Genomic DNA, 23,092 nt, shown 5'->3' on the forward strand with positions numbered 1-23,092 from the left:
AGCGCCGCCGGATTCAGCAGCTTGCCAACCTCGGCCTCGACGCCTTCCCACACGCTGTCGAGCGCGAAGGACAGGGCCATCAACGTCCGGTCCTTGCGCGAGAAGGGCAACCCGGTTCCGCCCACCAGGGTCAAGCACGCGTCGCCATCCGGACAGAGGCGCTCGTACAACGACTCAGGCGAACTGCGCGAGCCGGAATCCGCGAGGCCCTCCGAGGAGGCGAGCAGCGTCCTGGAGCGCACCCATCCTCGCGCATCCGCCGCCTCCGTCTCACGGAAGGCAACGTCCATGCGCATGTCCAGGATGAGCCGCGTGAGCGCGGTTGCGAATGCGTCCTCGCTCACCTGGACGGGGGCAACCTCCACCGGCTCGTGGACGACCCGGGGTCCGTTCCCGGTATCGATATGGACAACGCGGCGGGTCGCGCACCCCGTCGCGAGCAGCAGTACCAGCGTGACGGCTCCGGCCAGCTTCATGACGCCCTCAAGCTCAGGAAGCCCGGCATCCTGACCCTGGGACGTGACAACTTCAACGGACCGCAGACGGAGGCGCGCGGCCCCGCTCAGTGCGTCAGTGCCTCCAACGCCTTCGCCTGCGCATCGATGAAGTGCCCGTAGTCCGAGTCCACCTGATCCGAATAGGCGCAGGCGAACTCGGTGACGGCCTCATCGAAGTGGTCATTGCTGCCCAGGTAGCCCGTGATGAGCGCGGCGTCTCCGGTGCGCGCGTGGGCTCGGGCCAGCGTGGCCCCGCATGCGTCCGCGTAGTCCTGGAACACGGGCGCGTCCATCTTCTCCGCGTCCAGCGCGCCCTTCATGTCGCGCAACTGGCGCACGTAGAAGGCGCCCATGCCCTCCACCTCCGTCCAGCCGAGGAACAGGTCGGAGAAGGCCTGCATGCGCCGCTGGCCCACCACCACGCGCTCGCCCGCGCTGCGGAACTCGCTGGGGCCCAGGTAGGGCTCCAGCACGGAGGCCTTCGCCTCCTTGAGCTGCAACACCAGCGGGTCCTCCCCGCCGTTGCCCTCGCACAGCACGACGTAGGCCTGCAGCCCCACGCTGCCCACGCCCACGACCTTGAAGCCCCACTCCTTGCGCTGGTAGCGCAGGCACAGGTCCCTCACCGCGCCGTCCAGCGACTCCAGGTAGCCCACCGTGAGCCGCTTGATGCGCCGCTCCAGCTCCGCGGGGGACACGTCCATCTTCACCGCGCTGAGCGGGAAGAGCAGGGGCGGCTGGTAGGCCAGGTGCCGCTGGCCGTTGCGCTCCACGGTGAGCTTCTCCACCGCGTGCGCGCTGGTGTGGCGCTTCGCCTTCTCCACCGCCTCCGCGGCGAGCTTCGCGGTGTCGTCGGAGTCCGAGTGCTTCAGCTCCTTCGCGTCCACGTGGAGCGACCAGACCTCCAGCAGGCTCTTCGTGGTCAGCTCGCGCATCGTGAGCCGGTAGGACTCCACGGCCTTGCGCGCGGCCTTCTTCCCGCAGCGCCCGCCCAGGCCGTTCTGCTTCGCGGCCACGACGAAGCTCGCGGCCAGGCGCTTCACGTCCCACTCGAAGGGGCCGGGCAGCGTCTCGTCGAAGTCGTTGAGGTCGAAGATGAGGTTGCGCTCGGGCGTGCCGAAGAGGCCGAAGTTGGCCAGGTGCGCGTCGCCGCAGATTTGACTGCGCAGGCCGCTGTGCGGCGTGTGGGCCAGGTCGCGCGCCATGACGAAGGGCGTGCCTCGCAGGAAGGCGAACGGGGACTCGGACATGCGCTCATGCCGCACGGGCACCAGCCAGGGCAGCCGCGTGGCGTCGGACTCCTGGAGCTGCGCCACCGGGTCGCGTCCCCGGAAGGGCTTCCACCGGGCGTGGCTGCTCCGGGGACAGCGCTTGCGCAGGGCGCGGCCGGCGTCCATGCGCTCCTCCACGGAGCGGAAGTCCACGGCCTGCAGCCGCGAGGGCTTCAGCTTCCGGGGCGTACGCCGCGTGCGCTGCTGCTTCTGACTGGACACGAGGGGAACCTTCGCGGCTCCCAGCTCCGATGTGCCTTCCGCATCCATGGGGTGTGTGACTCCTCGCCTCCAAGGTGGTGCCGGCCCCTGGAAACCGGAAGCGTCCACGCCCGGAAAGTCCCCGGCCCCCGGGACCGTGAGCGGATGCAGTGTTCACTGGCGTGAGGGGGATGCCGCCCCCCGGCGCTCAGGCCCGGGGGACGGTGGCGTGGTCGCTCACCAGGGCTGGAAGAGCTTCTCCTGGCCGCCCTCGACGTCCTCGTCGTAGATGACGGTCTCCGCCCAGCGGATCATGTCGAGCCCGAAGGCGCCGAACTCCAGCGCGAAGGCGATGAAGAGGATCTCCAGCTTGCCGGGAGACTCCGGGACGAAGCCCCCGAAGCTCTCCACCGTCGTCCCCGTGTTGCGCACCAGGTTGGCGGCGAGCTTCTCCGTGTCCGACTTGAAGCCGTGGTACTCGGGCACCGGCGTCTGTCCCTTCAGGGCCACCATCTCCATCACGTAGCTCACCACGGAGGTGATGAGGCCCGCGATGCCGATGATTCCCAGCAGGCCCGTGTCCACCCGCTCCACGATCTTCGCCAGGGCCTTCGCGTCCTCCTCCTTGGGCGGAGCCAGGGTCAGGAGGGCCACGCAGCCCGCGGTCACGGCCTCCACCAGGGTGAGCCCCCAGAGGCCGCGGTCCACCCCCTGCTGGGCCCTGCTGTCGTCGAAGGGGAAGGTCATGGCCACGCTGACGCAGGTCGTGACGGCCTGGACGCTGGAGAGGATCTTCTGGGCCCTGGGCACGGGCGCCAGCGAGTTCCCGAACACGCAGGCGCTGTAGAGGAGCGAGCAGAACTCCGCCACGCCGCCTCCCACGACGGAGTAGTCATAGGCATGCGGACCCACCGAGCTGGAGTCCGGCTCCGCGTCCAGCTCCAGCACCTTCCGGGCGCTCCACGGCGTGCGCGCCAACTGGAGCTGGGAGGACGCCGGCTGCTCCGGGATGGGGGCCTTCCCCGTCAGCAGCTTGTAGACGATGGTCAGCGGGATGGCCGCCAGCAGGCTGACGGCCCCCAGCATCGTCAACTGCTGCTCGCCGGTGAGCTTCTGGTAGAGCCAGGTGATGACCGGGATGTTGAACGGACGCAGGAGCACGTCCTGGAGCAGCGCCTGGGTCAGGTCCTCCACCACCTCGCAGAGCCCCACCATCAGGTCCCGCATGGCGCCGAGCAGCGCCTTCGCCGCCTCGCCCGCGAGCAGCCGCACGACGGCGTGCAGGCTCAGGGTGCCCTGACTGGCCATCGTCTGGAGGCCCTGGAGCACCGCCTCCAGGCTGTCCTCGACGTCCGACAGGATGTTGCCCACTGTCTGGAGGAAGTCGGTGATGGCCTGCGCCACCGGGTTCACGGGCGTGGTGGGCGTGCTGTCCCCGATGCCGCCGTGCGCGACCTGGTAGGTGGAGAAGGTCGCTCCCGGGCTGGTGGTGGCGCAGGTGAGGGCGGACTGCGCCGTCGGCGTCGCCTCGCTCTGGGTCTGGGCCGCCACCTGCTGCGTGCTCACGTCGTCCATGCCCAGCGCCGTGTCGCAGACGCTGTCCCACTGGGAGATGAGCTGGTCGAAGAACGCCGTGATGGCGGCCTCCTGTCCCTTCATCTTGCCGGCGATCGCCAGGAACACGTCCTGCGTCATCGCCTCCAGCGCGCGCTGGGTGGCCAGGATGTCGTCCCACGCGAACAGGAAGCCCAGGAACGCGATGATATCTTCAATCAGCACCTCCAACTGCTGGAACAGCCAACTGATGAGCTGGAGCGCTTCCTTGAGGGTCCGGATGACGAACGTCACCACCTGCTCGCCAATCTTCACGAAGAACTGGAGCAGCGTCTTCGTGCCGCTGACGATGGGCTGGAGCACGTAGTCATAGACGGCGCCCGCGGCGCTCTTGAGCGCCTGGAGCACGTCGCCCGCCGCCGTCTCGATGGCGTTCGTCACGTTGCCCAGCACCGCGAAGGACGTCTGGGTCCTGGCCATCGCCGTGGGCGCCATGGACGGGGCCGCGGGCGCCGCGGGCTCCACGGGCGCCGACGAGCCGTCCGCCGGCAGGCTGTCCATGTTGTCCATCAACTGCTGGAGCGACGCCTGCACCTGCGCCACCAGGTCCGGGTTCGCGCCGGGGGGCACCACGGGCGTGCCGTCCGGCTTCTTCCACTGGGACAGGTCCTGGTCCTTCAGCTTCGCGGCCAGGTTCGCGCGCAGCTCCGCGCTGGGGTCCGCCGTCACGTCCTGGGCGAGGAACGCCGCGCTGAAGCGGAACACGGGCGTGCCCACGTCGGACACCTTGTTGATGAGCGTCACCGTGCCGCTGGCGTCCGTCTTCACCTCCACCCGGGTGCTGGTGTCCAGGTCCGTCCAGTAGCCGTTCACCATCACGCGGGACCACTCGGAGGCGTTCACCTGCACCGGCTGGCCCACCAGGGCCTGTCCCTGCGCGTCGGTGAAGCGCACCACCGTGGTGTAGCTGGGGAACTCCTGCCCGTTCTCCAGCGTGGGCAGCACCATGTCCGAGTTCTGCCAGGCGGTGGTGTCCGGGTCCTGCCACAGGTACGTGATGAGGCTGTTGTCCGTGGAGGCCACGAACAGCTCCCCCGTGGAGCGCTTCTGGTTGCGGCGCGGGGCCAGCCGGGCCACGTGCTCGCGCTGCTGGAGCGGCGCGGACCAGCCGTCCGTGGCGCCCACCGCGTTGTTCAGGGAGAACAGCCGCTGGCTGCCGTCCACCGCCCACACGCTGACGCGCTGGGAGTCCTGCTGCGCCAGCACGGACGTGACCCCCGACAGCACGCTGGAGGACGCGATGGAGAGCGCGGTGCTCTTCGCGTTCTTCAGGCCCGTGGAGGGGAACCAGGACAGCCCGTCACCGCCCACGTACAGCGCGCTCAGTCCCTGGTTCTGGCGGTCCTCCAGCGCCCACAGGCAGCGCGCCCCGGACGGCGCCGTCACGGACAGCGAATGCGTGGTGTTGGTGGCCGGGTCCAGGAGGCTGGTGAAGGTGAGGCACCGCTTGCCGGTGTTGTCGTCGAACAGCGACCAGGTGCCCCGGTAGGTGATGCCGGTGATGGAGGCGCGCGCCACCACCACGTCGTGCAGCGTCTGCATGTCCTTGGGCGGCGCCCAGTTCACCCACGCGCTGGCCGTGTTGCTCGTGGACGCGTCCACGAAGTAGCGGCCGGTGGTGCCGTTCGTGTTCTTCACCTCCGCCACCAGCAGCGGCGCCTCGCTGGCGCTGACGAAGTCGCCCAGCAACAGCCGCTGCACGGGCATGCCGGCGGGGGCGCCGTTGCGCTGGACCCACGCGCTGTCGAGCGTGCTCCACGGGCCGCCGTCCGGCGTGGGCACGAGGGCGGGGGAGACGAACACGCGGCTGCCGCCCGCGCCGTCGTCCACGGCCACGGCGAGGATGACCTGGCCCGACGGGGCCTGGACCACCGCGTAGCCCTGCACGTCGTGGTTCGCGTCCGGGCTGAGCTCCACCTGACGCCAGCCGGTCGTCACGGTGGTGTCGCGCAACATCACCCACAGCGTCTTGCGCGCGGTGTTCGCGGCGGACGCGCCCACGCTGAACAGCAGCGGCGAGCCGCCGGTGTCCTCCGCGGAGGCCAGGGGGTACGCCGCGTCCACGGAGGTCGCGGCCAGGTAGTTGTACATCAGGCTGGAGGAAACGGTCGCCGAGCCCGTCTGGGGAGTCTGGGACATGGAGGGAGTCCTTGGATGTCTTTGGGAGAGAGTGGGCGCGCTTCAGCCGGGGAAGGACACGTCCACCTGGACGGCGCCCTCGGTGTTGAAGACGAACTGGCTGTAGTCATGCGCGGCGCCCGTGGGCAGCACGACGCAATCCTCGACGTCCAGCGACATGGAGGCGTTGTCGCGGAAGGCGGTGGCCAGGTCGCTGGCGAACTGCTGCGCCTGCTTCGTGATGGCGTCCTGCGGCGACGTGGAGGACCAGTTGAACAGCTTGTCCAGCGCGTTGAAGACCCAGCCATCCAGGGTCTTGTCCACGCTCGGGGCCGGGGCCTTGCCCAGCACGATGCTCACGGACGTCACCAGCTTGCCGCCGTCTCCGGCCGCGAGGGTGATGGTGCCCGTCCAGGGCTGCACGTAGGTGGCCCGGCCCAGCACGTCCTTCATGCCCAGGCCGATGAAGTCGAGCGGATACTGGCTGACCTCGATGTTCACCTGGAACTGGCCGCTCAGCGCCACCGTGCAGCGGTCCGTCTGGCTGGTGTTGGGCGACGTGGTGAACGTCACGCCCTCCGTGCCGAGCACGTACTGGTCGAACCCGTTGTTCACCTGGACGAACTCGCCGCGCCCGTCGTTCTTGTGGGAGTTGTCGCGCGTGCCGACGCACTGGTACTTCAGCGCCCCCTGCCGGGTGGTGCTGCCGGGGATGCCGGAGGCCTTCAGGATGGCGGGCAGCACCACCGGCTTGAGGTAGCCCTCGCCCAGCGTGTCCTGGCTGAGGTACAGCCGCGCGCGGGCCTCCGCCGGGGTGCCGTCCGGGTTGGTGGTGGCGGCCAGCGGCGCGGTGAAGCCGAAGCGCGACGCCCACGCCGGCTCCTTCCGGCCCCGGCTCATCATGCAGACGTTGAGCGTGCTGAAGTTCCCGTTGGTGCCGTAGCGGGTCGTGCGCTCCTTCGCGAACGTGGGGACGATGCTCGCGGGGCTGCCCGGCGCCTGCGTCGTGTACGCCACGTCCATGTGCCCCACGCCGGCCAGCGTGGCCTGGAGCGCGGCCTGCGCGGCCTGGCTGAGCGTCACGGGCTGGTTGCTCGCGTTCACCACCTGGAGCGACCGGAACAGCGACGGCTGGGTCAGGTCCAGGAAGAGGCGGTAGACGGAGTAGTTGAGCGACTGGAGGCCCTGGATGTGCTGCTTCGCCTCCGACGTGGCGGCCAGCGTGCCCGGGTCCGTCACCTGCGCCTGCGACAGGTCCAGCGACACGATGACCGTCGTCCCGGACAGGGCCTGCGTCTTCGTCGCGCCGGACTCCACGTACTGGAGGGTCGCGGTGGTGAAGGGCAGGTGCACGTCCAGGTGGGTCGTCTGGTCGTCGGGAACCGACACGGTCGGGTCGCCCATGGCCGTCACGGTGAGCTGCGCGCCCCCGCTGGCGGCCTGCGTGAACGAGGACGGGATGAGCTGGTAGTAGCGCAGCGCGTGCAGTTGCTTGTTGATGAGCCCCACGGACAGCGCCCACACCAGGTCCCACTCGTGCGGCGCGCGCGGCTTGAAGTCCACCCGGTAGGTGGTCGCGTGGTGGTCTCCGCTGGTGTCCGTCTGGGTGATGACCACCGGCGCCAGGCTGGAGTCCGTGGTGGCGGTATAGGACTCCGGGTGGCTCGGGCCGCTGGAGTAGTTCCAGTAGAAGGAGAGGGGCACCTGCTCGTTCCCCGTCTCCAGCTTGTACGTCACCGTGCCTTCAGGACCTGGAGAGACGGAGTTGTTCTGCTCGACCTTGAAGGTCGTGCTGGAGCCCGCGGCGATGCTGGTCGCGGGCGCGGAGCCGCTGAGCGAACCGTCCTTGTAGTCAACCGTGCCTCGGCTATCGATGGGGCAGCCGGAGTTGTTCTGGATGGTGAGGGAGGTCGAGATCGTCATGGAAGGACCCGGCGGGTGGGGGAGAGGTGTCGTGAAGCACGACCTGCTTCACGGACACGCGCTCTCCTGCTGCAAGGCCAGGACCAGACCGCAACCTCGCGTGATCACACCCACGGCTCGCGCACGCACCTGGATCCGCGTGCTGGCTGGACGCGCCTGCGTCGCGCCGGGCGCTAGCGCTCGTCGCCCATCACCGGCCGCAGTTGCCCGCTGTTGATGGCCAGCGACAGGCGCTGCTCCAGGGCTTCGCGCTCGTCGCGCGTCCCGGCGCGGAGGGCCTGGTGGAAGCGCTGTTGATCCGCCTCCGTCCAGCGGCCCCTCCCGACGGCGTCCGCCAGCACCTGCTGTCCCTGGCGGGAGGACTCCACCTGCTCGGGCGTGGGCGCGAGGCGCGTGTCCTCCCCGGGGTCCTCCAGGCGCGGCGCCGCCACGGGCTCCCGCGCCGCCAGCAAGGCGAGCTGTTCGCGGATGAGCCGCAGCTCCTCGCGGGAGTCCTGCGCCTGCATCACGACGGGGACGGGGGCGGGACGGGACTGCACGAGCCCGCGAAGCTGGCCGAGCTGCGCTTCCAGCTTCGCGTCCAGCAGGTGCTCCACGCGGGACTCCAGCGTGGCGAAGGTCAGCGCCACGCCCCCGGTGATGCCGAGCGCGATGCCCGGGACCTGTGACAACAGTGTCTGGAGGAAGGTCTTCATCGAAGGCTCCGGGGGCGTGACGCAAGTCGCGGGACTACGGCGCCTTCGGCTCCAGGTGCGAACCCTTGAGCACGTCGATGGTCTGACAGACGCCGGCCGCGTCCCAGGCGAAGTAGAGGTAGGCCGAGTCGTTGGCGGACTGGACGCTGCGCACGAGCGCCGGAGCGGAGGAGTAGCAGCTCACGTAGACGCCCGCGCTGTTGTTGGCGAAGCAGCGCACCGACTCACCGGCCGTGACGTCCGAGAAGGTGCGGCAATAGATGTTCTGGGTGGTGTCCGCGCTGTTGCGCGCCGTGCCCATCGCGCCGTACGCCGTGCGGGCCGTCGAGTTGATGGACACGAAGAACTGCGCCTTCGACCCCGCGTACGCCACGGGCACGGCCAACAGCACCAGCGCGACGGACGTCCCCAACGCCTGCGTGAGACGCTTCATGTGTGGGCTCCCCTTCAGTGGAAAAGCTGATGGGGTTACGCCCGCCGCGCTGATTATTCCCAGGCACCTTCCGGGCAGGCGTCCTTCCCACCTCCGCGGGCCCGCCGCTATCGTCGGGGGACATCCCCCTTCTTCAGGAGCGTCCGCATGGGCAGCTATCTGGACTTCTACCGCCGCTCCATCGAAGCGCCGGAGGCGTTCTGGGCGGAGCAGGCCCGGCTCATCGACTGGGAGCGGCCGTTCGACGCCGTGCTCGACGCCTCCCGGCCGCCCTTCGCGCGCTGGTTCGTCGGCGGGCGCACCAACCTGTGCCACAACGCCGTGGACCGGCACCTGGCCACCCGCGCGGACCAGCCGGCGCTCGTCTTCGAGTCCACCGAGACGGACCAGCGCCGCCAATACACCTATACCCGACTGCACGCGGAGGTGAACCGGACGGCGGCCATGCTGCGCTCGCTGGGCGTGAAGCGCGGGGACCGCGTCATCATCTACATGCCCATGGTGCCGGAGGCCGTCTTCGTGCTGCTCGCCTGCGCGCGGCTGGGGGCCATCCACTCGGTGGTGTTCGGCGGCTTCGCGGCGCACAGCCTGGCCATGCGCATCGACGACGCGAAGCCCGTCCTGCTGGTGACGGCGGACGCGGGCATGCGCGCGGGCCGCGTCGTCCCCTACAAGCCGCTGGTGGACGAGGCCCTCACGCTCGCGAAGCACCCGCCCGCGCGCGTGCTGGTGGTGGACCGGGGGCTCGTCCCCAACAGCCCCGTCACGCCGGGGCGCGACGTGGACTTCGCCACGCTGGGCCGCGAGCACGAAGGGGCGCAGGTTCCGGTGGAGTGGATGGAGTCCTCGGAGCCCAGCTACATCCTCTATACGTCCGGCACCACCGGGAAGCCCAAGGGCGTGCAGCGCGACACGGGCGGCTACGCGGTGGCGCTGGCCGCGTCCATGCGCCACATCTACACGGGCCAGCCCGGCGAGGTGATGTTCACCGCCTCCGACATCGGCTGGGTGGTGGGCCACTCGTACATCGTCTATGGCCCACTCTTGAACGGCATGACGACGGTGCTCTACGAAGGCCTGCCCATCCGGCCGGACGCCGCCGTCTGGTGGAGGCTCATCGAGCAGTACCGGGTGAGCGTGATGTTCACGTCGCCCACGGCCATCCGCATCCTGAAGAAGCAGGACGCGGCGTTCCTGAAGCGCCACGACACGTCCAGCCTGCGCTACCTGTTCCTCGCGGGAGAGCCGCTGGACGCGCCCACGCACGCGTGGATTTCGGATGCGCTGCCGTCCACGCAGGTGCTGGACAACTACTGGCAGACGGAGACGGGCTGGCCCATCCTCGGGCCCGTCCCCGGGGTGGAGCCGCGCAAGCGCAAGCTGGGCTCACCGGGGGCGGCCATCTACGGCTACCGCGTGAAGCTGGTGGACGGGCTGAGCGGGGAGGAGGTGACGGCGGCGGACCAGAAGGGCGTGCTGGTGATTCAGCCGCCGCTGCCGCCGGGCTGCCTGTCCACGGTGTGGGGTGACGACGCGCGCTTCGTCTCCACGTACTTCTCCAGCTTCGACACGCCCCTCTACAACACCTTCGACTGGGCCACGCGCGACGCGGACGGGGACTACTTCATCCTGGGCCGCACCGACGACGTCATCAACGTGGCGGGCCACCGGCTGGGCACGCGCGAGATTGAAGAGGCCATCAGCGGCCACCCGGCCATCGCGGAGGTCGCGGTGGTGGGCGTGAAGGACGAGTTGAAGGGCCAGGTGGTGATGGCCTTCGCCGTGCCCAGGGACCCCGCGCGCCTGCGGCGGGAGGAGGACCGGGATGCTCTCTCACGCGAGGTGATGGACACGGTGGGCCGGACGCTGGGCGCCGTGGCCCGCCCCGCGGCGGTGTACGTGGTGGCGAACCTGCCCAAGACGCGCTCCGGAAAGCTGCTCCGCCGGAGCATCCAGGCGGTGGCGGAGGACCGCGAGCCCGGAGACCTCACCACCATCGAGGACCCGGGCGCGCTGGAGGGCATCCAGGCCGCGCTCAAGGCGCGGCCGGCGAAGACTTGAGGCGGAAGAGAAAAGCCCGGCGCGGCCACCCGGGCCGTGGTGGTCGCGCCGGCGGACGACGGAAGGCTACTTACTGCCCGGAGCTCACCGTGAAGGTGGCGCCGGAGAACGCGGTGTAGCCGCGGATGAGCACGTAGTACGTGCCGGACTGCGCCGCGTTGATGGTGCAGGACTCGTCGCTGCTGGCGCCCGCGGAGCGGCAGTCGTAGGTGGAGGTCGTGGGCGCGCTGCCGAACTTCACGTAGAGGTCCGCGTCACCCGTGCCGCCGGAGAGCTGGAAGCGCATGGCGGTGGCGCCGGACGGCTTCACGTAGCTCAGGTTCGTGTTGCTGCTGCGGGCGCCGGACACGTTGGTGAGCGTGGCGAGGGTCGTCCAGGACGGCGGCGCGGCCACGCCCACGGCGGTCCAGGCCTCGTTGACGGACGTGACGGCGCTGGAGCCGTACAGGTCCGCGGCCGCCTGCACGGTGGCGCCGCGCGCGTCGGAGAAGGTGCTGCCCGGCGTCAGGTACACGGTGTTCGCGCGGTAGAAGATGGCCGCGCCCTTCATGATGCTGGCGTAGCTGTTGGCGTCGAGCGCCGGCACCACGTTGCTCGTCTTGCCGCGCGGGTGCGTGCCGCCGTTGACCATCAGGTGGAACGCCAGGTTCGCGATGCCGGAGTTCCAGTGCACGCCGCCGCTGTCGGACGTGCCGGTGTAGCGCGTGGGGTAGTAGTCGTAGTCCCCCGCGATGGCCGGGTCGTTCATGTAGCGCAAGGCGTCGCCCGCGGTGGCCGGCGTCCAGCACTCCTCGCCAATCTTCCAGGTGTTGGCGGTGACGGCGCCGTCCCGGTACGCCTCGATGGAGGCGCCGAAGATGTCGGACATGGCCTCGTTCAGCGCGCCGGACTCGTTGGCGTAGATGAGCTCCGAGGACGTGTCCGTGACGGCGTGGGTCAGCTCGTGGCCCACCACGTCCAGCACCGTGAGCGCGCTGGACTGCGAGCCGTCACCGTCGCCGTAGACCATCTGCGTCCCGTTCCAGAACGCGTTCACGTAGTTCTTGCTGTAGTGGACGCTGGAGGTCAGCGCCGTGCCCAGCCCGTCGTAGCTGTCCCGGCCGAACACGCTGGAGTAGAAGTCGTACGTGAAGCCCGCGTTGTCGTGGGCCTGGTCCAGCACCGCGTCGCCCGAGGCGCCCTGGCCCTCGCTGCGCACCAGCGTGCCGGGCAGCGTGGTGCGGTTCTTCGCCGTGTAGGTCTTCCGGTTGCGGGTCGTCTGGAGGTTGTCGAAAGCCCAGACGGAGTCACCGGTGCGCGCGTCGATGAAGATGTTCGGCATGGAGGGCAGGCCGTCCACGTCCACCGTCTCCAACTGCACGCGCCACGTCAGGCGGGTGTCCTTGCTGTCGGCGAGGATCTGCAGGTCCGCGCGGGGCGCGCCCGTGAGCACGCTGCCCGCGGACTCCTGAGCGGACACGGCGCGCTGGATGGCCTCCTCCGCCCGCAGCCGGGGCGTGGTGTCCACCTTGAGGTTGCGCACCAGCTTGTCCGTCACGCCCGCGATCGCGCCGTTCGCGTCCATGTGCACGATGGCCGCCGCGCCGAAGACGGGCACGCCCTGGAACGTCTGCGAGAGGCGCTCATGCGCCTGGCCGCGCCCGTCCACGTGGAAGCGCCGCGAGCTCAGCTCCCCCGCGCCCTTGAGGAAGCCGGGGCGCTGCGCCTGGAGCTGGCGGAGGCCGTCGCCACGCACGGGCTTCGAGGCCAGCGCGCTGCCCTGCTGCGCCTCCGTCCGGGCAGTCTCATCAGCGGTGGTGTCGGTGGGACCACAGGCGCTTCCCAGCAGCAGGAAGGACGCGAGCGAGGCGTAGTGACGGATGCGCATGGGGGACTCCGGTTCGCGCGAGGAGCGCTTTCCAGGGGGTGGGCTTTCACCCAGAAAAGAAAATTCCTGGGCAATTCAGGAGACCCGGGAACCCACGAAGCGGCCACCGAGGGGCTTCAGCCCTTGCGCTGCTTCACGGCCTTGTTCACGCCGGGTGCTGCCGGGTCCTTGGGCAGGTGCCTCAGCCCCATCCATCCAAGGGCCGCGACATGGCGGGCCACGTTCTCCGTGGAGAAGGCCTTGCCCTCCGCGGCCCACCAGTGGCCCACCTGGGTCACCATGCCCACCAGCGCGTTGGCGTAGATGGGCGCGACCTTGGACGGGTAGCCCGCGCGCTCGAACTCGCTGCGGAACACGTCGCTCACGCGCTGGGCCAGGTCGTCGATGACGCGCGTCAGGCCGCGCCGCGCCGCCGCCGTGGGCGAGTCCCGCGTGAGCACCGCGAAGCCCGCCGGCTCCTCCTTCACGTAGTCCATGAACGCCAGCACCGCGTCCTCGAAGCGCTGCCGGGGCGTGCCCTGGGCGATGCTCGCGGACACGCGCGTCACCAGGTCCTCCAGCTCGCGGTCCACGATGGCCGCGTACAGCCCCTCCTTCGCGCCGAAGTGCTCGTAGACGATGGGCTTGGACACGCCTGCCTGCTGGGCGACCTCTTCAATGGAGGTCGCCTCGTAGCCCTTCGAGGCGAAGACCGCCCGGCCTATCTCCATCAACTGGACCCGGCGCTCCGCACCCGTGAGCCGCTGTTTCTTCTTCAAGTTGACCTCGAACCTACCCGTCAGTAACTTACCGAATCGAAACCTACCGTATCGTAGGTTGAATCGGGAGCCGGCACCGTCATGAAATGCTTCGCTGCGAGAGGTGTCGAGTTCACTGTGGTGCGCGGATGAGCGCGGCGGTGTCGGGCATGGAGAAGCCGAAGCTGCGGGGGGTGTTGCACCAGTGGGCGGCGGCGTTCGCGGTGGGGGCGGGCGTGGTGCTGGTGGCGATGGCGCCCACGCCGCGCACGGCGGTGGCGTCCGCGCTGTACGCGCTGAGCCTGGTGGGGCTGTTCACCATCAGCGCGACGTACCACCGGGTGAACTGGTCGCCGCGGGCCCGCGCGTGGATGCGCCGGGCGGACCACGCGGCCATCTTCCTGCTCATCGCGGGGACGTACACGCCGGTCATCCTGCTGGGGCTGCCGCCCGAGGTGGGCAACCCGCTGATGGCGTGGCTCTACGCGGGGGCGCTGCTGGGCATCCTCCAGTCGCTGTTCTGGGTGGGCGCGCCCAAGTGGGTGACGGCGGCGCTGGCCATCGGGGTGGGGTGGACGATGATGCCGTACTTCGGCGACGTCTTCCGCGCGGTGGGCGTGGGCCCGAGCCTGCTCATCATCGCCGGAGGGCTGGCGTACACGCTGGGCGCGCTCGCGTATGCCTTCAAGCGGCCCAACCCCCGGCCCGGCGTCTTCGGCTACCACGAGGTGTTCCACGCGATGACGCTGGTGGGCGCGGCGCTGCACTTCGCGGTCGTGCTGCGCATGGTGCGCGCGGCGGGGTAGGGCGCGGGCGGCGCTCAGCGCCCCGCGACGGCGAGCCTGCGCTTCGGGGCCGGCTTCCGCGGGGCCTCGCGCCCAGGGACGTCTCTGCGTCAGGGTTCCCTTTTCGTTCCTATGGGCGGAAATCCTGCGTACTTGTCCGTTCCAACCTTCGGGACGATGTTGCACGCAAAGGAGCCCCCAATGCGAGCCGTTGCCCTGACGAAGTACCTCCCCAGCGACCATCCCGAAGCCTTCGCGGACGTGGAGCTGCCTGACCCCACGCCCGGCCCCGGCGACCTGCGGGTGCGCGTGCACGCCGTGTCCGTGAACCCCGTGGACGTGAAGGTGCGCGCGCCCAAGGACAAGGTGGAGTCCTCGCCTCGAGTGCTCGGCTGGGATGCGGCCGGCGTGGTGGAGGCCGTGGGCAGGGACGTGAAGCGCTTCCGCCCCGGAGATGAAGTGTTCTACGCGGGCTCCATCGCGAGGCCAGGGACGAATTCCGAGCTGCACGTCGTGGACGCGCGCATCGTCGGACGCAAGCCGAGGGGACTGACCTTCGCCCAGGCGGCCGCGATGCCGCTCACCTCCATCACCGCGTGGGAGCTGCTGTTCGAGCGCCTGGGGGTGCCCCAGCACAAGACGGGCACCCGGAAGGACGCGCTGCTCGTGGTGGGCGGCGCGGGGGGCGTGGGCTCCATGGCCATCCAACTCGCCACCCGGCTGACGGACCTCACGGTCATCGCCACGGCCTCGCGGCCGGAGACGGTGGAGTGGTGCAGCTCCCTGGGCGCGCACCACGTGGTGGACCACCGTCAGCCCCTGGCCGAGCAGGTGAAGGCGCTGGTGCCGGGCGGCGTGCGCTACGTGATGGCGCTCACCGCGACGGAGCAGCACTTCCCGCAGTTGGTGGAGCTGATGGCGCCCTTCGGCCACATGGGCATCATCGACGACCCGCAGACGCCGCTGGACGTGACCGCGATGAAGCGCAAGAGCCTGGCGCTGCACTGGGAGCTGATGTTCACCCGCGCCCTCTACGACGCGGATCCGCTCTCCCAGCAGCGGCTGCTCGACGCGGTGGCGGACCTGGTGGAGGGCGGCACGCTGCGGACCACCATGACGCAGGACTTCGGGCCGCTCACCGCCGCCAACCTCCGGCGCGCGCACGCGGCGGTGGAGACGGGCCGCACGGTGGGGAAGATTGTTCTGAGCGGCTTCCCCTGAGCCTTCGCGGAGGCGGTGAAGTCCGCGGGGTCCGCCGGTAGACTCGCGGGCCTCGTGGAAGACACCTCTGGAAGCGAGTGGCGCGCGTGGGCGAGGCGGGCCGCCGCGTGGTCCGTGCCCGCGCTCTTCTCCGCGCTGGAGACGTACACGTTCAGCCGGGACATGGCCGGTGCGCCCGCGCCGTGGCGGGTGTTCGCGGCGCAGATGCCCGCCTGGTACGTGTGGCTGCCCCTCACGCCGTGGCTCACCCGGCTCGCCGCGCGCGAGCCCCTGAGCCCGCCGAGGCCGCGCTCCGTCCTCGTGCACCTGGCGGCGTGTCTGGGTATGGGGGCGTTGTTCGCCGCCGTATACGCGGCGACGACGGCGGGGTTCATGCCCGGGAGGGGCGCCACCTGGACCGCGCGCTGGCTGCGTGCCTGGTGGGGCTGGCTGCCGATGATGGGCATGGCCTACGCGACGGTGCTGGCGGTGGCCTCAGCAACGCGGGCCTCTCAACGGGCGAGGGACAGCGAGCGTCAGGCCGCGGCGCTCGCGGTGCAACTGGCCGAGTCCCGGCTGCTCGCGCTTCAGACGCAATTGCAGCCGCACTTCCTCTTCAACACGCTCAACGCCATCGTGGTGCTGGTGCGCGAGAAGGAGACGGAGGAGGCCGCGCGCATGCTGGTGCTGTTGAGCGACCTGCTGAGGCAGTTGCTCCAGCAGGGGGCCACCCAGGAGGTGTCCCTGCGCGACGAGGTGGTCGTGCTGTCGCGCTACCTGGAGCTCCAGCAGTTGCGCTTCGCGGACCGGCTGCGGGTGGAGTGGGCGGTGGAGCCGGAAGCGCTGGAGGCCCGGGTGCCCCACCTGGTGCTCCAGCCGCTCGCGGAGAACGCGCTCCGCCACGGCATCGGCGTGCGCTCCGCGTCCGGGGTGCTGCGCATCGGCGCGCGGCGGTGCGGAGACGCGCTGGAGCTGACCGTGCGAGACGACGGTCCGGGGCTGCCCCGGGACTTCGACCTGGAAGCGGCAAGGGGCATCGGCCTGTCGAACACGCGGGCGCGCCTGTCGCAGCTCTACGGTGAAGCAGGGCGGCTGGGAATCGCCAACGCGGAAGGGCAGGGCACCGTGGCCACGGTCCTGCTGCCATGGCGCTCCACGCCGGGCGTCGCGGGAGTGGCGCATGGCTGATCTGAGGAGGCTGCTGATGGATGAAAGGCCGCTGACCTGGAGTGGCGCGGGTCAGCACCTGACGCGCAGATGGGGCTCACCGGGGTGGCGCATGGCTGAGCTGCGCGTGCTCCTCATCAATGACGAGCCATTGGCCTGCTGTGGCGCGGGTCAATCCCTGACGCGCAAGCCGGGGCTCACCGGGAGTGCGCATGCCTGAGCTGCGCGTGCTGTTGGTGGACGATGAGCCGCTGGCCCGGAAGGGATTGCGCCAGGCCCTGGCGCGCCATCCGGACGCGGTGGTGTGCGGCGAGTGCCGCGACGGCCGCGAGGCGGTGGAGGCCATCCGCGCCCAGCGTCCCCAGTTGGTGTTGCTGGACGTGCAGATGCCGGAGTTGGACGGCTTTGGCGTACTGCGCGAGGTGGGCGTGGATCAGATGCCCGCCGTCATCTTCATCACCGCGTTCGACACCTTCGCCGTGAAGGCCTTCGACGTGCACGCGGTGGACTATCTGGTGAAGCCCTTCGATGACGCGCGCTTCGACGAGGCGCTCGCCCGGGCCCGGCAGCGGCTGCGCACCGGCGAGGCCGCCGAACTGGGCCGACGGCTCGCGGACCTGCTGGCGGACGCAGGCCCGGCACCCAGACCCGCCGAGCCTCCCGCGGACCGGCTGCTGGTCCGCGTGGGGCTGCGCTCCGTGCTCGTCCCTGTCGCGGACATCGAGTGGGTGGAGGCGGACGACTACTGCGTCACGCTGCACGCGGACGGCAAGGCCCACGTGCTGCGCGAGAGCCTGGCGGCGCTGGAAGCGCGGCTGGACCCCGAGCGCTTCGTGCGCATCCACCGCTCCGCCATCGTCAACGTGGCATGCATTCAAGAAGTGCACCGGCCCTCGCCAACGGAGCAGGTGGTGGTGCTGCGAAGCGGCATGCGCCTGCGCGTGAGCCGAAGCCGCCGCGAGCATTTGGAGCGACGACTGGGCCGGGCACGCTGAAGTCCCCAATCCGCCCATGCCAGCCACCGCCCGCCTGGCACGGACCTGCAAAACCTGTCCGACAGTCGGACAGGTTCCAACCGTCCGCGGCGAGCAGCCCTCCGGCCGGCGCGGTCTCTCAAAACCTGTCCGACAGTCCGACAGGTTCATGCACTGAGTCCCAAGCTGTCCGACAGTCGGACAGGTTTTGGCCGTGCCCCGCCGACGGGGCGGCCTGGCTGGGTTCTCACTTTCTCATCCGTGGCCCTGGCGGCGCTTCAGGGCTCGCGGACCTTGTCCACGGCGGTGGTGAGCGCGCTCCAGTCCGTGGGCTTCAGGTGCATGCCGAACACCTGGGACACCGGGAGCTTCTCTCGCGCGGCCACGTCCACCGTTTCGTCCACCTGCTGCACGTTGAAGAACGTGCCGTCCGGCTGGGGCTGCACCAGGTCGGACGTGTAGAGCAGACGGTGCTCCGGCAGCCACGCGAACAGCATCCGCTCCCCCGTCTCCGTACGCACGGGAACGAGCTCCAGCCGGTTCTTCCCGCTGCCCAGCACGCGCCGCCCGTCCACGACCTGGAGCTTCGCGGCGCGCGGCTTCCGGGCCAGCGCATCCGGCACGAGCGTGCGCGGCGCCGCCACCAGCCGCTCCACCAGCGCGCGGTTCAAATCCAGCACGTACACCGGGATGCCCCGGGCCACGTACTCGCGCAGTCCGCCGATGTGCGGCCAGGCGCCGCTGGTGGACACCACGGCCTTCACCTTCATGCCGGGGAAGCGCTTCGCGGCCTCGTCCATCACCCGCGCGGAATAGCCGGACGCGAGCGGGCCCTCCATCACCACCACGCCGTCGTCCTGCGCCACCAGGGCCACGTTCCACGCTCCCGGTAGCTGAATCACACCGGGGGCCACCTCCACGGGCGGCGCTTCGGGACGGACCACGGGGGGTTCGTCCAGCTTCCTCGCGCGGCGGGCCTCGAAGCCCTGCTTCACGTCGTCTGGCACGGCGAAGTCCGCGTCATCGAGCGGCGGATCCACCGTCACCGCCGTCACCGTGACGGAGTGGTAGGGCTGGCCGTTGCGCGCCCACTCCCAGTGGCGCGGGTAGCGCAGCCCGCCCGCCTCCAGCGTCCAGGCCTGGAAGGACAACATGGTGCGCACGTCGCCCCAGACGCTCCAGAAGGGATCCTCCGGATGCGCGTCCACCGTCTCCACGGCCGTGGGCAGTCTGGTGCGGGCGTTGAGGAACAGGCGCACGCTCGCGCGGTCCAGGTGGAAGGCGACGACGTGGTGGGGCACCTCCTGCAACACGGTGTCCGCCTGGGCTCGCAGGTCCCTGGCGTCCAGGGCCGCGAGCAGCACGTGCTCGGGCGCGAAGGCCCGCCGCTCTTGCAGGTCCTGGAGCTGCGCGGCGCCCAGGGGCCTCCACTTCCCCTGAACGTCCGCCGCCGCCACGCCGTCCGCGAGCAGCATCGTCACGCCCTTCCACTCGTCCAGCACCGCCCCCCGGCTCTCGGACTTCTGGCGCAGACGGCCCCGGCGCAGGTCGCGGACCTCCTCGAACTGCTCGTACACGACGAGGAAGGGCGGCGTGGGGCGCTCGGACTGCTCCAGCAGGTTCCAGTGGCCCACGCCTCGAAGGCGCAGGCCCTTGAGCGCGCGGAGCCGGGCCTCTCCGCCCATGGCCTCGGCGGCGGCGTGGACTCGGGCGCGGCCGGGGTCCTCGGCGGCCGAGGCGGACAGGGTGAGCAGCAGCACTGCGACGGCGGACCACGGCAGGGGGCTTCGCATGACGACACGATGTCGCGGCCGGCCCCTGCCTCCAGGGGCCATGCCGCCAATGACCCGAAGGGCGCGGCGAACGGTGCTCGGGGCGCGGCGAATGGCACGGCCCCGTTGGCCTGTCCTCACCCGGCAGGCGGCCTTGCGTGGGGCCCGGCCGCACGGCCGGTCGCAGGCCAGCGGGACGGTGCACATCTTCGCCCCGGGGTGGACCATGAAGAAGACGGTGGCGGACCAGTTCGTGGAGGTCCTCGCGCTCGCGGGGGTGAAGCGCATCTATGGCGTGGTGGGTGACAGCCTGAACGCCCTCACGGAGGCGCTGCGCCAGCGGGGTGACATCGAATGGGTGCCCATGCGCAACGAGGAGGCCGCCGCTTTCGCCGCGGGCGCGGAGGCGCACCTCACCGGGCAGCTCGCCGTGTGCGCGGGGAGCTGCGGCCCCGGCAACCTGCACCTCATCAACGGCCTGTACGACTGCCACCGCAGCCGGGTGCCGGTGCTGGCCATCGCCGCGCAGATTCCCTCAGTGGAGCTGGGCACCGGCTACTTCCAGGAGACCCACCCGGAGTCGCTTTTCAAGGAGTGCAGCCACTACTGCGAGCTGGTCTCCGGCCCCAACCAGATGCAGCGCACGGCGGAGATCGCCGTCCGCAACGCGGTGGGCAAGGGCGGCGTGGCCGTGGTGGTGCTCCCCGGCGACATCGCCATGCAGAAGGCGGAGGACGCGCGCGCCCCCACGCCGGAGTCGCTGCGCCCGTCGCCGTCCCTGCTGATGCCGTCTTCCGCGCAGGTGGAGGAGGTGGCCGCGCTGCTCAACCGCGGCGGGCGCGTGACGCTGCTGTGCGGCGCGGGCTGCGAGGGCGCGGGCGCGCAGGTGGTGGAGCTGGCGAAGCGGCTCCAGGCGCCCGTCGTCTCCGCGCTCCGGGGCAAGGAGTTCCTGGAGAAGGACAACCCCCACTTCGTGGGGCTCACGGGGCTCATCGGCTACGCGTCCGGGTACTGGGCGATGATCGACTGCGACGTGCTCCTGATGCTGGGCACGGACTTCCCCTACCGGCAGTTCTACCCGGACAGCGCCGATACGCGGATCATCCAGGTGGACGTGCGCGCGGAGAACATCGGCAAGCGCACGCGGGTGGACCTGGGCGTGGTGGGCAGCGTGTCCGCCACCGTCCAGGCGCTCCTGCCCCACATCGAGGCGAAGCGCGACACGAAGCACCTGGACCGCGCGCTCTCGCACTACCGCAAGACGCGCGAGGAACTGGACGCGCTGGGGCAGGGCACGGTGGGCAAGAAGCCCATCCGCCCGCCGCAGGTGGCCCGCGCGTTCGACCTCCAGGCGGCGGACGACGCCATCTTCACCTGTGACGTGGGCCTGCCCACGGTGTGGGCCGCGCGCTACGCGACCATGAAGGGCGGCCGGCGGCTGGTGGGCTCCTTCAACCACGGCTCCATGGCGAGCGCCCTGGCGCAGGCCATTGGCGCGCAGAAGGCCTTCCCGGACCGGCAGGTCATCTCCTTCTCCGGCGACGGCGGCTTCACGATGTTGATGGGGGACTTCATCGGGCTGGTGCAGTTGGGGCTGCCCATCAAGGTCGTGGTGTTCAACAACAGCTCCCTGGGCTTCGTGGCCATGGAGCAGCAGGTGGGCGGCATGCTCGACGTGGGCACGGCGCTCCAGAACCCGAACTTCGCCGCGCTGGCGGAGGCCGTGGGCGTCAAGGGCCTGCGCGTGGAGGACCCCGGGCAGGTGGATGAAGCCGTCCAACTGGCGCTCGCGACGCCGGGCCCCGTGCTGGTGGACGCGGTGGTCAGCAAGGCGGAGCTGGTGATGCCGCCCCGCATCACCGCGTCCATGGCCGCGGGCTTCACCCTGTTCGGCATCAAGGCCCTGCTCAACGGCCGCACCAACGAGGTGCTGGAGCTGGCGCGCACCAACCTCTGGCGCTGAAACCCCTGGCATTTCCAGCGGTTGGGCGGGGCCGGAGAAAAATCAGCAGGGCCGCGAATCCATCCGGCCCGTGGCCGCCTCTTAGTGCGCGGATGGGGATTTTCCCCGTCGCACGAGGCAGGTTCCATGGGCTCGACTTCCACTCCCGACGCGCTGTTGCTCGCGGCCCACGCCGGTGACCGCGACGCGATGGTGCACCTGCTCCAACTCCAGCAGCCCTACCTGCGTCGCTACGCGCAGAAGCGCTGCCTCATCAGCGACGTGGACGACGCGGTCCAGGAGGCCCTGCTGGTGATGTCCCGCCACCTGTCCGCCGTGCGCAAGCTGGCGTCGTTCTCCGGGTGGATGTTCCGCATCGTCCAGCGCGAGTGCCGCCGCCTGGCCCGCACGGTGCTGAGGCACGACCCCTACGAGGAAGCGCTCGTGGACCAGTGGATGGCCGCGCACACGCCGGACTCGCTGCGGCTGGACATGGCGTCCGCGCTGGAGTCGCTGCCGCCGCGCTACCTGGAGGTCGTCATGCTGCGCGACTTCGAGGCGCTCACCATTCGCGAGATGGCCGAGCGCCTGTCGCTGGACCCGGCGGCGGTGAAGAGCCGCCTGCACCGCGCCCGCGTGATGATCCGCGAATACCTGCTGGCCTGAAGCCCAAGCCCTCACATCTGGAGTCCTGTCATGGCGAACCCCCTGTCCACCCTGGGCATCCTCCACACGCTCGTGAGCGTGCCCCCCATCGTCCTCGGCGTCTGGGCCTTCGCGCGCGACGGGCGCATCGACCCGGGGACGCGCGTCGGTAGGGCGTACGTCGCCAGCATGGTGACGTCGGTGGTGACGTCCTTCGGCCTGTCGAGCACGGGCGGCTTCAACCCGGGCCACGCGCTGGGGCTCGTGGCGCTGCTGCTCATGGCGGTGGGCGCGGCGGCGCCAGGCCTGGGCGTGTTCGGCCGCGCCACGGAGTACGTGCGGACCCTCACGTACTCCGCCAGCTTCATGGTGCTGCTGGTGCCGGGCCTCAACGAGACACTGACCCGGCTGCCCGCGGACAGGCCCCTGGCCGACAGCCCGCAGTCTCCGGTGGTGCAGGCCGCCCTGGCGACGCTGCTGGGCCTGTTCCTCTGCGGCGCCACGTACCAGGTGCTGCGGCTGCGCGCCCGGACGTACGGTCATGTAGGCGGGCTGCCGCGAGGCTAGACGCGCGAGAGACATGTCGATTCAGGGGGCCCTGATTCGACGTGGAGTAGAAGGCCCGCGATTTCCCATCTGAACGGAGCACGCCATGGACGCCACCCTTTCCTCCTCCTCCTCCCCCGCGGTGGAGGCCACCCCGAAGAAGAAGTCATTCGCCCGCTTCATGCCGACGGCGGCCCGCGTGTTCATGGGGCTGGTGTTCTTCGTCTTCGGGTTGAACGGGTTCCTGGAGTTCATTCCCATGCCCAAGGACCTGGACCCGGCGGATCCGGCGGTGGCCTTCGGCATCGCGATGAAGGCGACGGGCTTCCTGTTCGCGCTGGTGAAGGGCACGGAGATGGTGGTGGGGCTGCTGCTGCTGACCAACCGCTTCGTCCCGCTGGCGCTGGCGCTCATCGCGCCGGTCATCGTGAACATCTTCCTGACACACGCCTTCCTCGCGCCGTCGGGCCTGGGCCTGGCGGTGGTGCTCCTGGCGGCGGAGATCTTCCTGGCCTGGTCCTACCGGGCGGTGTACCGCCCGATGCTGGCCATGCGCGTGACGCCTTCCTGAGCAGGTCGCCCGAAGTTCGAGGGCCTCCGCGGCGGAAGCAGGAATCGGGCGGATGCGCCTGACGTCCACCGCG

Annotated in this window: 17 protein-coding genes and 1 pseudogene; 9 read left to right on the plus strand and 9 right to left on the minus strand. The window is 70.3% G+C overall.

Annotation, left to right across the window (positions count from 1 at the left end):
* The 6 genes and pseudogenes from K8612_RS37910 to K8612_RS37935 all read right to left on the minus strand — a co-directional run.
* Nucleotides 1-476, minus strand: a pseudogene (locus K8612_RS37910) (hypothetical protein); the annotation flags it as partial.
* 86 nt (nucleotides 477-562) lie between these two features.
* Nucleotides 563-2,038 (minus strand): DUF2252 domain-containing protein, encoded by a 1,476-nt coding sequence (locus tag K8612_RS37915; protein WP_223765802.1) that lies wholly within the window; start codon nucleotides 2,036-2,038, stop codon nucleotides 563-565.
* Nucleotides 2,039-2,206: 168 nt separating this feature from the next.
* A complete protein-coding gene (locus tag K8612_RS37920; RefSeq protein WP_223744966.1) occupies nucleotides 2,207-5,722 on the minus strand; it encodes a hypothetical protein in 3,516 nt (1,171 codons plus the stop codon).
* Between the two features lie 42 nt (nucleotides 5,723-5,764).
* Nucleotides 5,765-7,624, minus strand: coding sequence for a hypothetical protein (locus K8612_RS37925; RefSeq protein ID WP_223765803.1), 1,860 nt, complete (start codon nucleotides 7,622-7,624; stop codon nucleotides 5,765-5,767).
* A 173-nt stretch (nucleotides 7,625-7,797) separates the two neighbouring features.
* Nucleotides 7,798-8,319, minus strand: coding sequence for a hypothetical protein (locus K8612_RS37930; protein WP_223744964.1), 522 nt, complete (start codon nucleotides 8,317-8,319; stop codon nucleotides 7,798-7,800).
* Between the two features lie 34 nt (nucleotides 8,320-8,353).
* Nucleotides 8,354-8,752: a hypothetical protein gene (locus tag K8612_RS37935; RefSeq protein WP_223765804.1), complete on the minus strand. Its 399-nt coding sequence runs from the start codon at nucleotides 8,750-8,752 to the stop codon at nucleotides 8,354-8,356.
* Between the two features lie 147 nt (nucleotides 8,753-8,899).
* On the opposite strand from K8612_RS37935, the gene K8612_RS37940 reads away from it, so the two are divergent.
* Nucleotides 8,900-10,813 (plus strand): propionate--CoA ligase, encoded by a 1,914-nt coding sequence (locus K8612_RS37940; protein WP_223765805.1) that lies wholly within the window; start codon nucleotides 8,900-8,902, stop codon nucleotides 10,811-10,813.
* A gap of 70 nt (nucleotides 10,814-10,883) precedes the next feature.
* On the opposite strand, the gene K8612_RS37945 is transcribed toward K8612_RS37940, so the two are convergent.
* Nucleotides 10,884-12,680 (minus strand): M4 family metallopeptidase, encoded by a 1,797-nt coding sequence (locus K8612_RS37945; RefSeq protein WP_223765806.1) that lies wholly within the window; start codon nucleotides 12,678-12,680, stop codon nucleotides 10,884-10,886.
* 116 nt (nucleotides 12,681-12,796) lie between these two features.
* Complete coding sequence (locus K8612_RS37950) at nucleotides 12,797-13,438, minus strand: TetR/AcrR family transcriptional regulator (protein ID WP_223744960.1); 642 nt, start codon at nucleotides 13,436-13,438, stop codon at nucleotides 12,797-12,799.
* 128 nt (nucleotides 13,439-13,566) lie between these two features.
* Between K8612_RS37950 and K8612_RS37955 the strand changes: the two genes are divergently transcribed.
* From K8612_RS37955 to K8612_RS37970, 4 genes are all read left to right on the plus strand, one after another.
* Nucleotides 13,567-14,223: a hemolysin III family protein gene (locus tag K8612_RS37955; RefSeq protein ID WP_223765807.1), complete on the plus strand. Its 657-nt coding sequence runs from the start codon at nucleotides 13,567-13,569 to the stop codon at nucleotides 14,221-14,223.
* A 180-nt stretch (nucleotides 14,224-14,403) separates the two neighbouring features.
* Nucleotides 14,404-15,423: a zinc-binding alcohol dehydrogenase family protein gene (locus K8612_RS37960; protein WP_223765808.1), complete on the plus strand. Its 1,020-nt coding sequence runs from the start codon at nucleotides 14,404-14,406 to the stop codon at nucleotides 15,421-15,423.
* 54 nt (nucleotides 15,424-15,477) lie between these two features.
* Nucleotides 15,478-16,590, plus strand: coding sequence for a histidine kinase (locus tag K8612_RS39700; RefSeq protein WP_223765809.1), 1,113 nt, complete (start codon nucleotides 15,478-15,480; stop codon nucleotides 16,588-16,590).
* Between the two features lie 191 nt (nucleotides 16,591-16,781).
* Nucleotides 16,782-17,564, plus strand: coding sequence for a LytTR family DNA-binding domain-containing protein (locus K8612_RS37970; protein ID WP_223765810.1), 783 nt, complete (start codon nucleotides 16,782-16,784; stop codon nucleotides 17,562-17,564).
* Nucleotides 17,565-17,821: 257 nt separating this feature from the next.
* Here the strand turns inward: K8612_RS37970 and K8612_RS37975 are convergent, their stop codons facing one another.
* On the minus strand, nucleotides 17,822-19,336 hold the full coding sequence (locus K8612_RS37975; protein WP_223765811.1) for a hypothetical protein: 1,515 nt from the start codon (nucleotides 19,334-19,336) through the stop codon (nucleotides 17,822-17,824).
* Nucleotides 19,337-19,541: 205 nt separating this feature from the next.
* Between K8612_RS37975 and poxB the strand changes: the two genes are divergently transcribed.
* From poxB to K8612_RS37995, 4 genes are all read left to right on the plus strand, one after another.
* Nucleotides 19,542-21,278: a ubiquinone-dependent pyruvate dehydrogenase gene (poxB, locus tag K8612_RS37980; protein ID WP_223765812.1), complete on the plus strand. Its 1,737-nt coding sequence runs from the start codon at nucleotides 19,542-19,544 to the stop codon at nucleotides 21,276-21,278.
* Between the two features lie 126 nt (nucleotides 21,279-21,404).
* Nucleotides 21,405-21,923 (plus strand): RNA polymerase sigma factor, encoded by a 519-nt coding sequence (locus K8612_RS37985; protein WP_223765813.1) that lies wholly within the window; start codon nucleotides 21,405-21,407, stop codon nucleotides 21,921-21,923.
* Nucleotides 21,924-21,953: 30 nt separating this feature from the next.
* On the plus strand, nucleotides 21,954-22,469 hold the full coding sequence (locus tag K8612_RS37990; protein WP_223765814.1) for a hypothetical protein: 516 nt from the start codon (nucleotides 21,954-21,956) through the stop codon (nucleotides 22,467-22,469).
* 85 nt (nucleotides 22,470-22,554) lie between these two features.
* Entirely contained in the window at nucleotides 22,555-23,019 is a 465-nt protein-coding gene (locus tag K8612_RS37995) for a DoxX family membrane protein (protein WP_223765815.1), read from the plus strand.
* The last annotated feature ends 73 nt before the right edge of the window (nucleotides 23,020-23,092 follow it).

It is taken from the genome of Corallococcus sp. AS-1-6 (assembly GCF_020037015.1).
Lineage (GTDB): Bacteria > Myxococcota > Myxococcia > Myxococcales > Myxococcaceae > Corallococcus.

Excerpts from the sequence above, each read along its gene's own strand:
- K8612_RS37990 (WP_223765814.1), top strand. The coding sequence starts at position 21,954 with ATGGCGAACCCCCTGTCCACCCTGGGCATCCTCCACACGCTCGTGAGC.
- K8612_RS37960 (WP_223765808.1), top strand. The coding sequence starts at position 14,404 with ATGCGAGCCGTTGCCCTGACGAAGTACCTCCCCAGCGACCATCCCGAA.
- K8612_RS37985 (WP_223765813.1), top strand. The coding sequence starts at position 21,405 with ATGGGCTCGACTTCCACTCCCGACGCGCTGTTGCTCGCGGCCCACGCC.
- K8612_RS37975 (WP_223765811.1), bottom strand. The coding sequence starts at position 19,336 with ATGCGAAGCCCCCTGCCGTGGTCCGCCGTCGCAGTGCTGCTGCTCACC.
- K8612_RS37915 (WP_223765802.1), bottom strand. The coding sequence starts at position 2,038 with ATGGATGCGGAAGGCACATCGGAGCTGGGAGCCGCGAAGGTTCCCCTC.
- K8612_RS37920 (WP_223744966.1), bottom strand. The coding sequence starts at position 5,722 with ATGTCCCAGACTCCCCAGACGGGCTCGGCGACCGTTTCCTCCAGCCTG.
- K8612_RS37925 (WP_223765803.1), bottom strand. The coding sequence starts at position 7,624 with ATGACGATCTCGACCTCCCTCACCATCCAGAACAACTCCGGCTGCCCC.
- K8612_RS37995 (WP_223765815.1), top strand. The coding sequence starts at position 22,555 with ATGGACGCCACCCTTTCCTCCTCCTCCTCCCCCGCGGTGGAGGCCACC.
- K8612_RS37940 (WP_223765805.1), top strand. The coding sequence starts at position 8,900 with ATGGGCAGCTATCTGGACTTCTACCGCCGCTCCATCGAAGCGCCGGAG.
- K8612_RS37955 (WP_223765807.1), top strand. The coding sequence starts at position 13,567 with ATGAGCGCGGCGGTGTCGGGCATGGAGAAGCCGAAGCTGCGGGGGGTG.
- K8612_RS37945 (WP_223765806.1), bottom strand. The coding sequence starts at position 12,680 with ATGCGCATCCGTCACTACGCCTCGCTCGCGTCCTTCCTGCTGCTGGGA.
- K8612_RS37935 (WP_223765804.1), bottom strand. The coding sequence starts at position 8,752 with ATGAAGCGTCTCACGCAGGCGTTGGGGACGTCCGTCGCGCTGGTGCTG.
- poxB (WP_223765812.1), top strand. The coding sequence starts at position 19,542 with ATGAAGAAGACGGTGGCGGACCAGTTCGTGGAGGTCCTCGCGCTCGCG.
- K8612_RS37930 (WP_223744964.1), bottom strand. The coding sequence starts at position 8,319 with ATGAAGACCTTCCTCCAGACACTGTTGTCACAGGTCCCGGGCATCGCG.
- K8612_RS37970 (WP_223765810.1), top strand. The coding sequence starts at position 16,782 with ATGCCTGAGCTGCGCGTGCTGTTGGTGGACGATGAGCCGCTGGCCCGG.